Below are 15,431 nucleotides of genomic sequence, written 5' to 3' on the forward strand. Positions count from 1 at the left end.
TTGTTGGATCAAGTGATCGACCAAGGGGGTGTCTCGTGATCCGTAAGCTGGTCGCGGGCGTCTTGGTGCTCGGCCTCGTAGGTGGGCTGCCCACGCCCGCCAGAGCCGCGAGCTGGACGCCCGCCTACGACCTGGAGGGCGCTTGCGTCACCCTCCAGGCTTTCAACGGCTCGAGTTCGATCGGCTACGTCTGGAAGGACTCGGTCGGGTACGGCTTCAAGAGCGCCGTCGCCAGCGCCGAGCCGTTCCGCCTCGAAGCCACCCAGCTCGGGCGCTACGTGCTCCGCGATCAGGACGGCGCGCCGCCCTACCAGAGCGTGATGAACTGGGTGTGGGCCGGCTCCGAGTACGGCGCCCGTGCCGACTGGACGGTCACCACCGACGGCAGCAGCTACAAGTTCGTGAACACCGCGACCGGTCAGCAGGCCGGCTCCTACCTCGGTGGGCTCGGCACCGGCGGCGCCACCTTCAAGCTCGCCCCGGCGAGCGGCTGCGTCGCCGTCCCGGACATCGCCACCGGCGTCAGCGGCACCCCGGCCCCGGGCGTCGACGCCAACGGCAGGCTCGTCGGCTGGATCGACGCCCACGCGCACGTCACCGCCGGTGAGGCCTTCGGCGGGGCACTGCACTGCGGGGACGCGTACGCGCCCGGCGGCGTCACGGTCGCACTCAAGGGCTGCGCGTCACACGGCACCCTCGGCTGGGGCGCCCTGCTCGAGGCGATCATCGCGGGCACCGACCCGATCAACTCGGCCGAGGACGGCTGGCCCACCTTCGGCGACTGGCCGCAGTACGACACCCTGCTGCACGAGGCCTCCTACTTCCGCAGCCTGGAACGCGCTTGGAAGTCCGGCCAGCGGGTGCTCAACGTGCTGCTCGTCGCCAACCGGGTGATCTGCGAACTGACCCCCGAGCACACCTCCTGCAACGAGATGGACCAGATCCGCGCGCAGGCCACCTATCTGCAGAAGATGCAGGACTATGTGGACGCCCGCAGCGGCGGTCCGGGCAAGGGCTGGTTCCGGCTGGCGAAGACCCCGGCCGAGGTACGCAGCATCGCCGCCCAGGGCAAACTCGCCGTCACGATCGGCGTGGAGAACTCCGAGATCTTCAACTGCCGTGAGATCAAGAACGTCCCGCAGTGCAGCACCGCCGACATCGACGCCGGGCTCAACGAGCTGCAGAGCCTGGGCGTCAGCGGCCTGTACCCGGTGCACAAGTTCGACAACGCGTTCGGCGGCACCCGGTTCGACGAGGGCGTCACCGGCGCCGCGATCAACGTCGGCAACCTGATCTCCACCGGCCACTGGTGGCAGGCGACCAGTTGCACCGGCCCGTCCGACAACGAGCAGCCGCTGGTCAGTGACGACATCGCCAAGCTGCTCGAACTCGGCGTCGGCCTGCCCGCCGGCACGGTCCTTCCGGTCTACCCGAGCGGGAAGATCTGCAACACCCGCGGACTGACCGACCTCGGCACGTACCTCATCAAGGCGATGATGAACCGCGGGATGATCATCCACATCGACCACATGGGCGTGAAGACCGCGTCAGCGGTCCTCGACCTGGCCGAGCAGGCGAAATACCCGGGCGTCGCCTCCGTGCACACCTGGGCCGACCCGGCCCTGATCAACCGGACGCTCGGCGTCGGCGGCTTCGTCGCCAGCTACGCCTTCGCGGCCCACGACGACGGCCAGGGAACGCCGACCTTCCTCGACGAGTGGCGCACCCACCGGGCGCTCGCCAACGGGTCGAAGATCACCGGGTACGGCGTCGGCACCGACGTGAACGGCCTCGGCCCGCAGGCGGCCCCCCGCCTCGACGCCGCGTCCAGCCCGCTCAACTACCCGTTCACCGCCACCAACGGCACCACGGTCGCCAAGCAGGTCTACGGCAGCCGCACCTTCAACCTCAACACCGACGGCGTCGCCCAGTACGGGCTCTACGCCGACTGGGTCACCGACCTGATCAACCAGGCCGGATCCGACGGCCCGCTGCTCCGGCAGCAGCTGCTCAGCGGCGCCGAGGCGTACACGGTGATGTGGGAAAGGTCCCGTGCGTGACGCTTGTCGAAGCACCGGTCCGCCGGTCATGGATGGTCGCTTACGCGCTCGCCATGATCGGCGTGGCCGCCGGCTGGTTCGGGCCGATCCAGATCCTGCTCCCCGAGCAGGCGGCCCACCTCGCAGGCGACGGCGGTAAAGAGGCACTGCTCGCCCTGGTCACGGCCTGGGGCGCGGCAGCGTCCATGGTGGCCAATCCGCTGTGGGGCATGATCTCCGACCGGCTCGGGACACGGCGCCCGATCTTCGTGGCCGGCACCGTGATCGGTGTCGTGGGCCTCCTCGTCCTCTCCACGGCCGACACCACCACACTCATGGTCACCGGCTGGATCCTGGTGCAGGTCGGGCTCAACGGGCCGATGGCCGCGCTGGCCGCCATGATCGGCGACCAGGTGCCGGAGCGGCAGCGGGGCACGGTCGGCGCCCTGTTCGGGGTCGCGCAGATCATCGGCGTCATCCTGGGCACGGCCGTCGCGGTGACGGCCGGCTCCACCACGCCCGGCTACATCGCCGTGGCCGTCGCGGTGCCGGCCCTCGGTGTGGCACTCCTGATCATCGGCCGCGAGCAGCCCCTACCCGCCGCCGAGAAGCGTCGATGGCACTGGCCGGGCGGGCAGTTCGCCTGGGCCTGGGTGATCCGATTCCTGCTCAACCTGGTCAACGCCATGGTCCTGGTCTACCTGCTCTACTACCTGTCGGACGAGGTCGGCGTCGGCGACGCGGCGACCTGGGTGCTCATCGTGACCGTGGTGAACGTGCTGTTCGCCGGCATCTTCGGCTTCGCCGGAGGGGTGCTCTCCGACCGCTGGGAGAAACGCCGGGTCTTCGTGGCGGCGGGTGCGATCGTACTCGCCGCCGGCACCACACTGATGGCCTTGGTCCCGGTCGTGCCCGTCGTGATCGCCGCGTCCGTGCTGGTCGGGATCGGCTGGGGCGCGTACATCGCGGTCGACATGGCGGTGCTCACCCAGGTGCTCCCCGACCCGGAGACCCGGGCCACCATGCTCGGCGTCGCCAACGTGGCCGGGACCCTGCCACAGATGCTCGCCCCGGTGCTGGCCGCGCCGATCGTCACCGCGCTCGGCGGCTACCGCACGCTCTACCTGGTCACGGCCGCCTTCGCACTGCTGGCTCTGGCCCTGTTACCCCGCCTCCGGGCGATCCACTGAAAGGAACCACCTTGTACCCCCAGTTCCCACCCGGCTTCCGGTTCGGCATGTCCACCTCGGCCTACCAGATCGAGGGCGCGGCCGACGCGGGCGGTAGGGGCCCGAGCATCTGGGACACCTTCACGGCGCAGGGCGGAACCGTCCGGAACGGCCAGGACGGCCGGGTGGCGATCGACCACTACCACCGGTACGCCGAAGACGTCGCGCTGATCGCCGCGGCCGGTGTGCAGGACTACCGGTTCTCCTTCTCCTGGCCCCGGGTACTCGGCGGTGACCTCGACTTCTACGACCGGCTCGTGGACGCGCTCCTCGCCGCCGGGGTCCGGCCGGTGCCCACGCTCTACCACTGGGACCTGCCCCAGGAGCTCGAGGACGGCGGCGGCTGGATGAACCGGGACACCGCGCACCGGCTCGCCGACTACGCCAGCACGCTGGTGCTGCGACTCGGCGACCGGGTCCGGGACTGGATCACCATGAACGAGATGAACGTGCACACCCTCTACGGGTACGCGCTCGGCGATCACGCCCCGGCACGCGGTCTCGGGCTCGGGGCACTTCCCGCGGGCCATCACCAGCTCCTCGCACACGGGCTGGCGGTGCAGGTGCTGCGTACCCATGGAGCCCGATCGGTGGGGATCGCCAACCAGCACTTCCCGGTGACGCCCGCCACCGACTCACCCGAGGACGTCGCGGCGGCGACGCTCTTCTCCGACCTCACCAACTGGACCTTCTCCGACCCGATCCTGCGCGGCGACTACCCGAGCGAGCTGATCCGCGCCGGCGTCGGCGTGCCGGACGCGCAGCTCGACCGCGACCTCGAACTGATCAAGGCACGGCTCGACTTCTACGGGGTCAACTACTACGAGCCGACGATGATCGAGGCGCCGCGGGCCGGGAAGGACTACAGCGGGGTGCTCGAAGTGGACATTCCTGAGGGAATGCCGTTCTCGCCGGTGCCGGTCAAGAGTGATGAACGCACCGATTTCGGGTGGGCGATCGTGCCGTCCGCACTCACCGACATCCTCGTCACGCTCAAAGAGCGGTACCCAGCGTTGCCACCGGTGATCATCACCGAGAACGGCGCGTCGTTCCACGACGCCGCCCCCGGCCCCGACGGGCGGGTCCACGACGAGCGGCGCATCGCCTACCTCGACGCTCACCTCAATGCGGTGGCCGACGCCATTTCCGCAGGTGTACGGGTGGACGGCTACTACTGCTGGTCGGCCCTCGACAACTTCGAGTGGGCGGCGGGGTACGACGAACGGTTCGGCCTGATCTACGTCGACTTCGACGACCTGTCACGGACGCCGAAGGACTCCTACTACTGGTACCGGGACCTGATCGCGGCCCAGCCGGGTCGCTCTCACCCTGGCCGTTCGTAGCCCGGTCGTATCCGGTCTGGCCCTTCTCGCCCTGGGCGCTCGCGGCCCGGTGATTCTCGGCCTGGTCAGCCGTGTAGCTGATCCACGAACTGGTTGGCGAGGCGGGACAGCCGGTCGGCGCGTCCCTCCTCGGCCCAGCCGTCGACGAGGCTCAGCAGAGTGCTGCCCTCGACCAGGATGATGAAGTCGTCGATCACGGCCTCGTCGTCGACCCCGGCCCGCAACTCGCCCAGCTCCCGCGCCTCGCGCAGACAGTTGATGAGATGCACCCGGATCGCCCGGTGCGAGTCACGCCGTGACTCCGCCAGCCGTGGATGAGACAGGGCCGCCCCGGCGAACGCCACGTTGACATGCGCGTCCGCGGCCCGCTCCTCGTCCAGCGGCAGCACCGCCTCCAGCGCGGCCCGCAAACCGTCCAGCCCGAACAGGTCGCCACCGATCTCGAAGGCCCGCTCCACGATCCGGTCATAGATCGCCTTCTGCGCGGCGACCAGTATGTCGTCCTTGCCGCCCAGGAAATGTGCCAGCACGCTCAGCGAACAGCCCGCCTCGTCGGCGATCGCCCGGGTCGTGGTGCCCTCGACACCTCGCACCCGGACCACCCGCCAGGCAGCGGCCAGTAGCTCCGCCCGGCGCAGGTCGTGGTCCACCAGCTTCGGCACGGGCACAGCTTAGCCACAGCGCTCTCTCCGGCCGGGCTCCCAGCCTTCGGGCCCGGCTCTCAGCCTTCCGATCCGGCGCCGAGCCTTCGGGCCGGGCGCCGGCCGGGCTCCCAGCCTTCCTATCCGGCTCCGAGGCTGTCTTCAGCTGACGGCCGGCTCGCGGGCGGTCAGGTGGCCGATCCGGCGGGCCAGGGGCAGGGTCGCGACCACGGCGATCACCGGGATCAGGAACGCCCACCGCAGGCCGATCGGCTCGGACAGCGCCCCCAGCAGGACCGCGCCGAGCAGTGCGCCACCGTAGTTGAACAGGTTCACCTTGGCGATGACCTCGTCGCTGCTCTCCATCGCCGCCTCGCCGGCCGCGCTGAAGGCCAGCGGTACGAGCACACCGACACCGATGCCGGCGATCGCGAAGCCGGCGACCGCCGCGCCGATAGCCGGAAGCGACACGACGAGACCGCACCCGATGCCGGACACCGCGAGTGCGCCCAGCGCGACCGGCACCCGGCCGGCCCGCGGCACCACATGATCGGCCACCAGGCGACTGACCAGCACCGCGGCCTGGTAGGCGGCGTAGCCCAGCGGCGCCACCGAGGCGGCCGCCGTCAGCGAGTCCTGCAGATACACCGAGCTCCACGTGCTGACCGCCGAGTCCACCAGGAACGCGGTGAAGATCAACATCCCGCAGACCAGCACGATCGGGCGAACGCTCCGGCCGGTCCCGGCGTGCGCCACGCTCGACCGCAGTGTCCGGCCCGGCTCGAACAACCGCCAGCCGACCACGCCCACCAACACCGCATACACCGCTGCGACCCCGACCGCGACGGCCGCGCCCGCGCCCGACTCCAGCGAGCCCGACATGATCAGCGCCGCGGCGATGGCGGCGGCCGTGTACGCGGCGAACAGGCGGCTCATCACACTGCGCCCCAGCCGGGCCTGTACCAGCACCCCCTGCATGCTGAGGGACGCGTCGACGGCGCCGAGGCCCACCCCGTACGCCAGAAGGATCCCGGCGAAGATCGCATTGGGTGACCACACGGTGGCGCCGGCGAGCCCGGCAGCAGCCAGGAACAGGCCCGAGGCGAGCGCGTAACGGCTGCCCCAGCGGGCGGCGATCTGGTCGGCCAGGATCGATCCACCGGCGGCCGCGATCACCACCAGGAGCAGCAGAGCGGACACGAAAGTGTCATCGATGTGCTGCCTGTCCTTGAACGACGGCAACGCGGTCATCATCGCGGCATAGCCCAGGCCCTGCGCGGCGTACCCGGCGCCGATCAGCCTGGCCCGCGCGCCGGCTGACATGCCGCCCGCGCTCTCGTCGTCCATCGATGCCTCGTTTCGCTGTCAGCAGCACGTGTCCCTGATCACAGGTCCGTCAGCGCAGCATGCCGCTCACGATCGCCGACAGCAACATTTTCCGTGTAAACGATTCGTCCGAAGGCCGAAGTGCCCAGCCGGTCCTTGCCCGGTCTTCAGGCCTTCCGTCAGGCACGCCACACCAATCGCAGTCCACGCCCGGGGCGACGGCCGGCCAGAGTCAGCGCCGAGGTGTGTCGGAGCGCGGCCGAGGCGGTGCGGGGCGTGTCAGGGCGTGGGCGGGGCGTGTCAGAGCGCGGCCAGGGCGGGGGCGGCGGCACGCAAGGCGGCGAAGGCGTCGCCGAGACGCCAGGCGGCTCGGTCGCGGGGCCCGATCGGGTTGGAGACGGCGCGGAGCTCGGCGAACGGCACTCCGGCGCCGGCCGCCGCGGCCGCGACGCCGTAGCCCTCCATCGCCTCGGCGGCGGCCTGCGGGAAGCGGTCGGCGAGCCGGTCGGCGGTGGCGGCGGTCCCGGTGACGGTGGCCAGGGTCAGCACGTCACCGGCCACCGCGCCGGGCAGCGCGGTCTGCAGAGTCTTGAGCAGCCGCGGGTCGGCCTCCAGGACGCTGGTGCCGAAGCCGAGCTCCTCGATCGGCAGGAATCCCTCGGGTGACTCGGCGCCCAGGTCGGCGGCGATGCTGCGGGTGGCGATCACCAGTGCGCCGACGTCGGCGCGGCCCGGGAAACCACCGGCGATTCCGGCGCTGATCACGGCACGGAAGGCGCGGCCGGCGAGCAGCCTCGCGGTCCCTGCGGCGGCCGCGGCGGGCCCGACCCCCACGGCCTCGACGACGACATCACCCGGGTCGAGGTCGCCCCGGACGGCATCGGCCTCAGCGGTCACCGCGGTCACGACCAGGAGGGGGTACGCCTTCACGAGTCCCCATTCTCCGCAGGATCACCGTCACGCGTCTCCGACCCGGCGGACGACGGCCGGTACACGTGGTACCCGGGTGGCGCCACCGGCGGGCCGGCGCTCTCCCCGCCCGGGTCCCGGCCATCATCGCTCCAGCCGCCCGACTCGTCACGAGTGCGGGCCCGCCCACCGGCGCCACGTGCTCCTTCGGCCCCGCGCTCGCGTTCCCGGCCACCGAGGCCACCCGATGCGTCGGGCCCGCGCCCCACGCTGCCAGGGCCGCTCGCGCCGTCGGACCTGCGCCCCACGCTGCCAGGGCCGCTCGCGCTCTCGGACCCGCGCGCCCGGCCACCGATGCCGGCCGCGCGTCCGCCGCCGGGCTCGCTGCTGCTCCGGGTGGTGGTGTCGGTACCGCGGCCCCGGCCCGTGACGCCGCCCGGACGGCCGTCGACCGGCTCGCCGCCGCTTCGGCCACCGTCGCCGCCGCGGCCTGACGTCGCTGCGCGGCCCGCGGGGGTCGTGGTCCTGCTTTTCCGCTGCCACCAGCGCCGGCTGTCGGGTTCGGGGTCGAGTCGTTGGGTGTCGCCGTCGCGGGACGGCTGGTCGGCGGAGTGCCGCTGGCCGGGGGCCCCACCGGGCCGCGCGGTGCGATCGCCGCGACGCCCGGCCCGGGCATCGGCCCCCTGGCCGGGTCGGCCGCGTCCCGGACCGGAGCCGGTCCCGTCGCCGCCGGCCGTCCACGGATCGTCGGCCCAGGCCTCGTCGGCCTCTAGCCAGGCTTCCCGGTCGTCGTCCGGTACCGCACCGGCGCGGTCACCCGCCGCACGGCTGGAGCTCACGCCGCCGCCCACCCCACGGCCGGAACTCGCGCCACTGCCCGGGGCGCGGCTCCGGTCACCCGGGGAGCCGCCACGGAGGTCTCCCGGGGAGCCGCTACGGAGGTCGCCGGGGGAGCCGCCACGGAGGTCGGTGGTGTCGTCGAGGTTGATGGTGTCGTGCGGGGTGGCGGGGTGTGGACTGCGCGTGCCGGGCGCTGTGGCCGTACCGCCGAGGTCGTGCGGGGTGGCGGGGCGTGGGCTGCGGGAGACGGGCGTTGTGGCCGTACCGCCGAGGGGGTTGTCGTCGGGGACCGGGGCGTCGGGCCGGCCCGCCAACCGCTCGTTGTGCAGACGTGCCGCCGACCATGCGGCCCGGGCCGCCGCGAGCACCGCGAGCAGGGCGGCGAAGGCCAGGCCGAGCCGGCCGTCGAAGGGGATGAGGCCGAGGCCGCCGCCGGACACCCAGGCGAGCATGAGAGCCGTCTCGGAGTGGGCGAAGGCGGTGGCGCGCTGTCGTTCGACCACGCGCTCCTGGATGCTGGCGTCGACCGCGAGCTTGGCCAGGCCGCTGAACGTGGCGGTGAGCAGGGCCAGCAGCGTGACCATGGCGAGGTTGTAGAAGATCGTGGTGAGCACGGCGACGCCGGCCGTCACGATCAGGCCGCTGGACTGCAGGGCCAGTGGTCGCCGGATGCGCAGCCCGGTGCCGGCCGCGGTGGACAGGAAGGTGCCCAGCGCCAGGGCGCCTCCGACCAGGCCGACCGCCATGTTGCGGCCCAGCTCGTGGCCGAAGACCTCGGTGGTGAGCTGGCCGCCCATGATCGCGAAGGTCAGGAAGAGCAGCATGAAGCCGTAGAGCAGGCGCAGGCTGCTGCTGCCGATCAGGGTGGCGACGACCAGGCGGTTGGAGAGCGGGCGGTCCGCGTCGCGGCTGATGCCGAGGATCGTGCGCCAGGCGCGGGGGAGCGCCTCGGGCGGGTCGGAGTCGGCGCGTGGTGGCAGGCGCAACGAGACGACCATGCCGACGATGAAGATGATCGTGGCCACCCGCAGCGGCCACTGTGGCCCGAACTTGAACGCCAGCAGCCCGATCGGCGCCACCAGAGCGCCGGCGAAGGTGCCGTAGACACTGGCCCGTGCGCCCACCTGGGACAGTCCGACACCGTCGGGCAGCAGGCGGGGCACGGCGGCGGAGCGGGCCACACCGTACGCCCGGGAGAGCGCCAGCACGCCGAAGGCAGCCGGATAGAGCCCCCAGCCGAGCAGGTTGTCGGACATCACATAGGCCAGGAACGCCCGGCCCAGGAACGTGGTCGCCAACGCATATCGCCGGCCGTGCCGGAAGTGGTCGAGCAGCGGGCCGACCACCGGGGCCAGCAGCGCGAACGGCACCATCGTGATGAGCAGGTAGAGCGCCACCTTGCTGCGGGCCTCACCGAGCGGGACGCTGAAGATGGTCCCGGCGAGTCCGATCGCGATGAGAGCGTCACCGGCACAGGAGACGGCGTGCAGGTCGAAGAGCCGGATCATGCCGATCTCGTTGGCCGCGCCCTTGGCACGGGCCAGGCCGACGCGACGGGTGGCCCAGGCGCCACCCCGCACCGACCCGCGCACCACCAACCGGCCCGCTTTGATGCCGGTGCCGACGATGCGCCCGAGCGCGGAGAACTGCGGCATGGGAACCATCCTGACTGATCCTGGCGACCCGCGCCGCCTCTGACGCCCGGCTATCTGGGGAGTCGTTGCGGGTCACCCGGTTCGGTAGGCAACAATGGGCGGGTGACCTCCAGGACCACCTCTCGCGCCGCCCGACTCGACCAGGTCTGTGCCGATGCTGTCGGGGTGGCCCGTGGTGCCATCACCGAAGTGGACCCCAGCGACATCGGCGAGCACCTCGACGCGATCGCCGAGGGCGACCGTGTTGTTACCCACTTCTTCGAGAGTCATCTCGACGGTTACCGCGGCTGGCGGTGGGCCGTCACGGTGACTCGGGTGCCACGGAGCCGCCATGTGACGGTCTGCGAGACCGTTTTGCTGCCCGGCTCGGACGCTCTGCTCGCCCCCGGCTGGGTGCCGTGGAACGAGCGGGTCCAGCCCGGCGACCTCGGCGTCGGTGACCTGATGCCCACGGCGCCCGACGACGACCGCCTCGCCCCGGGCTATGTGCTCAGTGACGACGCCGCCGTCGAGGACGTCTCCTGGGAGCTGGGCCTCGGCCGGTCCCGGGTGATGTCGCAGGAGGGCCGGATGGAGACGGCCCAGCGGTGGTATGACGGCGACTCCGGCCCCGAGGCGCCGATCTCCGCAGCCGCTCCGCGTAACGCCCGCTGCGGCACCTGTGGCTTCTACCTGCCGCTGGCCGGCTCGCTGCGGACCATGTTCGGTGTCTGCGGCAACCTCTACGCGCCCGACGACGGCCGTGCGGTGAGCGCCGACCACGGCTGTGGCGCGCACTCGGAGGCGCTGCTGAGCGCGGTTGAGCAGCCGGTCGACGAGCTGCCGACGATCTACGACGACAGCGAGGTCGAGGCGGTGGCGGTCAGCCGTGGCCACGGCTCGGTCGAGTCGGGTGACCCGGCCGAGGACTACGGCCACAGCTAGGGTTTCTCCTCCACCACCTGGAAATCCGGGTGGGTCAGCGCGCGGCGGCGCCTGCGGCCCCGGTCGTGCACCACCATGCTCAGCGTGCCCGGGATGCCCCACACCAGGCCCGCGACGCTGATCTCGACCCAGGACTGCGGCGCGCCGCCGAGCCAGGTGATCAGGGACGCGAGGGCGAAGGCGGCGACACCGGCGAGCGCGAACGGGACCATGGGCGGGTCCAGGGGGGCGGGCCTCGGTTTCGTCCCGGTCACCACGGCGAGGACCGGCAGGGGTTCGCCGGCGCGCGTGGCGGGAGACAGGTCACTCACTCCGCCAGGGTACGACCATTACGGATCGCATCGGAGCGGCGCGTGAGAGTTGTAACATCACTTCGCTTTTGCGGGAGTAGTTGCATCTGAAAGCATGCGCGCGTTCACCCCTGCGCCATCCTTTCGGAAGGTCCCATGTCTGCTGATACCGAAGCGGCCGCCCCTACCGGCTTCGACCGGTACTTCGAGATAACCAAGCGCGGCTCGACGCTGAGCCGGGAGATCCGTGGCGGCGTCGTCACGTTCTTCACGATGGCCTACATCGTGGTCCTCAACCCGCTCATCCTGGCCGGCGGCATCGACGCCGCCGGCGCCAAGCTCCCGATCACCGCGCTCGCGGCCGGGACCGCCCTGGTCGCCGGTGTGATCACGATCCTGATGGGTGTGGTCGGCCGCTTCCCGTTGGCCCTGGCCGCCGGTCTCGGCGTGAACGCGCTGGTGGCGTACGAGATCGCGCCGGAGATGACCTGGGCCGACGCGATGGGTCTGGTCGTCATCGAGGGTGTGCTCATCCTGATCCTGGTGCTGACCGGGTTGCGTACGGCCGTGTTCAAGGCCGTCCCGACCCAGCTGAAGACCGCGATCGGCGTGGGCATCGGCCTGTTCCTGATGATCATCGGTCTGGTCGACGCCGGGTTCGTGCACCGCATCCCGGACGCCGCGAACACCACCGTCCCGGTCGAGCTGGGCCTCGGCGGCAAGCTGGTGACCTGGCCGACCTTCGTCTTCGTGATCGGCCTGCTGTTCACGCTGGTGCTCTTCGTCCGCAAGATCAAGGGCGCCATCCTGATCGGCATCCTGGGCACCACGGTGCTGGCGATCATCGTCGAGGCGGTGGCGAAGCTGGGTCCGGCCGTGGTCAAGCCGGGCGGCTGGTCGCTGAACGTGCCGGCGCTGCCCGACCAGATCATCGACACTCCCGACCTGTCGCTGATCGGCAAGTTCAACGTGCTCGACTCGTGGACCACCGCCGGTCCGCTGGTCGTGCTGATGTTCGTCTTCACGCTGCTGGTGACGGACTTCTTCGACACGATGGGCACGATGGTCGCGGTCGGACAGGAGGGTGATCTGCTCGACTCCGAGGGCATGCCCCCGCGGACCAGGGAGATCCTGCTCGTCGACTCGGTCGCCGCGGCGGCGGGTGGCGCGGCCAGCGTCTCCAGCAACACGTCGTACGTGGAGAGCGCCTCCGGTGTCGGTGAGGGGGCCCGGACCGGTGTGGCGAGCCTCGTCACGGGCGCGCTGTTCCTGGTGGCGATGTTCTTCGCGCCGCTGGTGAAGGTGGTGCCGTTCGAGGCGGCGTCGACCGCGCTCGTCGTGGTGGGCTTCCTGATGATCACCACGGTTCGTCTGATCGACTGGTCGGACTACACGATCGCGGTGCCGGCGTTCCTCACGGTCACGCTGATGCCGTTCACGTACTCGATCTCCAACGGCATCGGCGCCGGGATCATCTCGTACGTGGTGCTGAAACTGGCGACGGGCCGGGCGCGCGACATCCACCCGCTGATGTACGGCATCGCGGCCCTGTTCGTGCTGTACTTCGCGCGGGGTCCGCTGGAGTCCTGGATCCTCTGAGGCTCGTCCAGCCGTCACCGGGTGCTTCCACGGGCCCGGTGACGGCTGTCATATGGGTCAACCGATGTCGTTAGCCATGCTCATTAGCTAGGCTAAGGACCGTGACGGAGCGGGTGATGACGACGGAGCGCACGACAGCGGACACGCTGGCCAAAACGCTGCGGGACGCGATCATCCGGTTCAGCCGGCGAGTCCGGCAGGCCCGCCCGGTCGGTGACCTGACGTTCAGTCAGCTCTCCGCGCTGACCAGCCTCCAACTGGCCGGTGCGCTGACTCCTCGTGAGCTCGCCGACGTCGAGCGGGTCCAGCCCCCGACGATGACCAAGATCGTGGGAAAGCTGGAGGAGCGCGGGCTCGTCGCGCGTACACCGCATCCGACCGACGGGCGCCAGGTGATCCTGGCCGCCACCGACGAGGGCCGGGCGGTCTACGCGTTGCACGAGCGGGCCCGTAACGAGTGGCTGGCCGCCGCGTTGGAGCGGCTCACTCCGGAGGAACGGGAGACCCTGGCGCGGGCCGCTGAGATCATGCAGCGAGTCGCTCGCGGCTGAAAGGGCTCCGGTCGTTCCGCTTCGTCACGTGTGGGTATGACGCGTACGACGAAACTAGGGGGCGGCCGCTCTGAACGCCATGTTCCGATCCCTACAGGTAAAGAACTATCGGCTCTTCACCGCCGGGCAGATGGTGAAGCTCATCGGCGTGTGGATGATGTTCACCGCCCAGGACTGGCTGGTCCTCGAGCTCTCCGACAACTCACCGGGCGCTCTCGGTGTGGTGACGGCGCTCCAGTTCGTACCCGTCATGCTCCTGACCCTCTGGAGCGGGCGCCTGGCCGACCGCTACGACAAGCGCAAGCTCCTGATCGCGGCGAACGCCGCCTTCGCGGTCTTCGCCATCGTCTTCGCGGTGCTGGTCGCGGCCGGGGTGGTCGAGCTATGGCACGTGTTCGTCTCCGCGCTGTTCCTCGGCATCGCGAACGCCGTCGAGACCCCGGTCCGGCAGTCCTTCGTCTCCGAGCTGGTCGAGCTGCACCTGCTGCCCAATGCGCTGGCGCTCTCCGCGGCCACCTTCAACGTGGCCCGGATCAGCGGTCCCGCCCTCGCCGGGGTGCTTCTCGCGCTGCTCTCCACCCCCGGCGTGTTCCTGATCTCGACGGCGCTGGCTGTCGCGCCGGTCTTCACCTACCTGCGGATGCGCCCCGAGGACCTCTACCGCACCGAGCGCAAGGCTCGCGGCGAGGCCCGGGTGATCGACGGCTTGCGGTATGTCGGGAAGCGCCACGACCTGCTGCTCCCGATCAGCATGATGGCCGTGATCGGCATGATCGGGTTCAACTTCCCGGTCACGCTGGCCGCCCTTGCGAAGATCGACTTCAATGCGGGCCCGTCGACGTTCGGCCTGCTCACCACCTGTCTGGCGATCGGCTCGCTGGGCGGGGCCCTGGCCGGCACCCGTCGCCGCGCCCGTCCCGGTCCCTACCTGGTGATCGGTGCCGCGCTCGCCTTCGGGGTGTTCGAGTTCGCGGTCGGGTTCGCGCCCGACTTCGTGACCGCCGCGCTGCTCCTGGTGCCGACCGGGTTCTTCTCGATCTATCTGGCTCAGGGCTGCAACCACCGGGTGCAGATGGGTGTCGACCCGGAGTTCCGGGGCCGGGTGATGGCGCTCTACGTGCTGGTCTTCCTCGGCACCACACCGATCGGCGCGTCACTTTCCGGCTGGTGGGGCGAGCATTACGGGGTTCCGTCGAGCATCTGGGCGGCCGGGCTGATCAGTTTCGTGGCCGCGATCGGCGCGCTGATCTGGCAACTGCGGGTCAGCGGTGACCGGATCCGGCTCACGCTCCGGTCCCGCCCTCACCTTCGCCTGGAGCTCGCCCGGCCGGCCGAGGCCGCGGTGCCGGCCGAGACGGTTGCGCCCAGCGGCCCGGTTTCGGCCCGGCCGCACGCGGAACCGCTCGCCCGGTCGGGTTCGGGCGTCGGCGTCTGAATCCGCACCTACCGTGATGTTGGCATGGTGTGCTCCGCCGAACGGGTATTCCCGGCTGCCCGGTCAGCGCCTAGCGTCGAACCGTGGCGATCGCGCACATTGCTGTGCTGTCGGCGGCGCTGTCGGCGCTGCTCATCCTGCCGTGCGCCGCAACCATCTTGATCACGGGCGGGACCTCCGATCTGCGCCGCCTGTTCACCCGTCGCGGTCGCAGCGAGTTGCGTGAGCAGCATCACAGTGAGCGAGCTTCGGTGCGCCGCGTGGTCCGCCGATACCGTCGCCGCGACGACCGGGGACCCCGCGGACGCGACGACCGGGCCCATCGCCGGCTGGACCGCACCATGCGGCTGTGGGACCCGGCGGCACGCCTGGCGGGGCTGCGGATGCCGACGATCGAGCAGATCGCGTACGACCTGCGCCGTCTCGACCATCAGCGCCGCTCCGGCCCGCACGGCGAGGCCTATCACGCGGCCGTGATGACCGCCTACGACTCCCGGCTCCGGCTGGCCTGCCGATGCCTCGGCATCCGGGAGTTCCTGCACGGCCTGGACGGCGTGGAGCTCGACTTCGAGCGTGTCCGCGTCGAGGGCCTACTGGAGGCGGCGGGCCTGGTCCTGCGCCACGAGCCGGGCACGGCCGTCTGATCACCG

General features: G+C 71.0%; 12 protein-coding genes and 1 pseudogene. 8 read left to right on the plus strand and 5 right to left on the minus strand.

All coding sequences use genetic code 11. The features are described from left to right. Nucleotides 1–35: 35 nt before the first annotated feature. From ACQPZW_RS01895 to ACQPZW_RS01905, 3 genes are read left to right on the plus strand one after another with little or no spacing between them, the layout of a single operon-like run. A complete protein-coding gene (locus ACQPZW_RS01895) occupies nucleotides 36–2,060 on the plus strand; it encodes a hypothetical protein (RefSeq protein ID WP_433793117.1) in 2,025 nt (674 codons plus the stop codon). Beyond that, nucleotides 2,057–3,229: an MFS transporter gene (locus ACQPZW_RS01900; RefSeq protein ID WP_433793118.1), complete on the plus strand. Its 1,173-nt coding sequence runs from the start codon at nucleotides 2,057–2,059 to the stop codon at nucleotides 3,227–3,229. The genes ACQPZW_RS01895 and ACQPZW_RS01900 overlap by 4 nt, the downstream gene beginning before the upstream one ends. 11 nt (nucleotides 3,230–3,240) lie before the next feature. After that, on the plus strand, nucleotides 3,241–4,611 hold the full coding sequence (locus ACQPZW_RS01905; protein WP_433793119.1) for a GH1 family beta-glucosidase: 1,371 nt from the start codon (nucleotides 3,241–3,243) through the stop codon (nucleotides 4,609–4,611). A 65-nt stretch (nucleotides 4,612–4,676) separates the two neighbouring features. On the opposite strand, the gene ACQPZW_RS01910 is transcribed toward ACQPZW_RS01905, so the two are convergent. The 4 genes and pseudogenes from ACQPZW_RS01910 to ACQPZW_RS01925 all read right to left on the minus strand — a co-directional run. Continuing rightward, the gene (locus ACQPZW_RS01910) at nucleotides 4,677–5,273 is read right to left on the minus strand and encodes a TetR/AcrR family transcriptional regulator (RefSeq protein WP_433793120.1); all 597 of its coding nucleotides are present in this window, start codon (nucleotides 5,271–5,273) and stop codon (nucleotides 4,677–4,679) included. A 141-nt stretch (nucleotides 5,274–5,414) separates the two neighbouring features. After that, nucleotides 5,415–6,599 (minus strand): MFS transporter, encoded by a 1,185-nt coding sequence (locus tag ACQPZW_RS01915; RefSeq protein WP_433793121.1) that lies wholly within the window; start codon nucleotides 6,597–6,599, stop codon nucleotides 5,415–5,417. A gap of 279 nt (nucleotides 6,600–6,878) precedes the next feature. Next, on the minus strand, nucleotides 6,879–7,508 hold the full coding sequence (locus ACQPZW_RS01920; protein ID WP_433793122.1) for a futalosine hydrolase: 630 nt from the start codon (nucleotides 7,506–7,508) through the stop codon (nucleotides 6,879–6,881). A gap of 1,022 nt (nucleotides 7,509–8,530) precedes the next feature. After that, nucleotides 8,531–9,982, minus strand: a pseudogene (locus tag ACQPZW_RS01925) (MFS transporter); the annotation flags it as partial. 39 nt (nucleotides 9,983–10,021) lie between these two features. Here ACQPZW_RS01925 and ACQPZW_RS01930 point away from each other — a divergent pair. Beyond that, a complete protein-coding gene (locus tag ACQPZW_RS01930) occupies nucleotides 10,022–10,906 on the plus strand; it encodes a DUF3027 domain-containing protein (RefSeq protein ID WP_433797393.1) in 885 nt (294 codons plus the stop codon). Here ACQPZW_RS01930 and ACQPZW_RS01935 read toward each other — a convergent pair. Beyond that, nucleotides 10,903–11,118: a DUF2530 domain-containing protein gene (locus ACQPZW_RS01935; RefSeq protein WP_433797394.1), complete on the minus strand. Its 216-nt coding sequence runs from the start codon at nucleotides 11,116–11,118 to the stop codon at nucleotides 10,903–10,905. The genes ACQPZW_RS01930 and ACQPZW_RS01935 overlap by 4 nt on opposite strands. A 234-nt stretch (nucleotides 11,119–11,352) precedes the next feature. Between ACQPZW_RS01935 and ACQPZW_RS01940 the strand changes: the two genes are divergently transcribed. The 4 genes from ACQPZW_RS01940 to ACQPZW_RS01955 all read left to right on the plus strand — a co-directional run bounded on the left by ACQPZW_RS01940 (nucleotide 11,353) and on the right by ACQPZW_RS01955 (nucleotide 15,425). Next, the gene (locus tag ACQPZW_RS01940; RefSeq protein ID WP_433793123.1) at nucleotides 11,353–12,795 is read left to right on the plus strand and encodes an NCS2 family permease; all 1,443 of its coding nucleotides are present in this window, start codon (nucleotides 11,353–11,355) and stop codon (nucleotides 12,793–12,795) included. A 101-nt stretch (nucleotides 12,796–12,896) separates the two neighbouring features. Beyond that, entirely contained in the window at nucleotides 12,897–13,346 is a 450-nt protein-coding gene (locus ACQPZW_RS01945) for a MarR family winged helix-turn-helix transcriptional regulator (RefSeq protein WP_433793124.1), read from the plus strand. A gap of 79 nt (nucleotides 13,347–13,425) precedes the next feature. Then, complete coding sequence (locus tag ACQPZW_RS01950; protein ID WP_433793125.1) at nucleotides 13,426–14,781, plus strand: MFS transporter; 1,356 nt, start codon at nucleotides 13,426–13,428, stop codon at nucleotides 14,779–14,781. 83 nt (nucleotides 14,782–14,864) lie between these two features. Further along, entirely contained in the window at nucleotides 14,865–15,425 is a 561-nt protein-coding gene (locus tag ACQPZW_RS01955; RefSeq protein ID WP_433793126.1) for a hypothetical protein, read from the plus strand. The last annotated feature ends 6 nt before the right edge of the window (nucleotides 15,426–15,431 follow it).

It is taken from the genome of Actinoplanes sp. CA-252034 (assembly GCF_050956125.1).
GTDB lineage: Bacteria > Actinomycetota > Actinomycetes > Mycobacteriales > Micromonosporaceae > Actinoplanes.

What these genes read in the sequence shown, in the direction of transcription:
- ACQPZW_RS01915 (WP_433793121.1), bottom strand. Translation starts at nt 6,599, where the DNA reads ATGGACGACGAGAGCGCGGGCGGCATGTCAGCCGGCGCGCGGGCCAGG.
- ACQPZW_RS01935 (WP_433797394.1), bottom strand. Translation starts at nt 11,118, where the DNA reads ATGGTCCCGTTCGCGCTCGCCGGTGTCGCCGCCTTCGCCCTCGCGTCC.
- ACQPZW_RS01950 (WP_433793125.1), top strand. Translation starts at nt 13,426, where the DNA reads ATGTTCCGATCCCTACAGGTAAAGAACTATCGGCTCTTCACCGCCGGG.
- ACQPZW_RS01940 (WP_433793123.1), top strand. Translation starts at nt 11,353, where the DNA reads ATGTCTGCTGATACCGAAGCGGCCGCCCCTACCGGCTTCGACCGGTAC.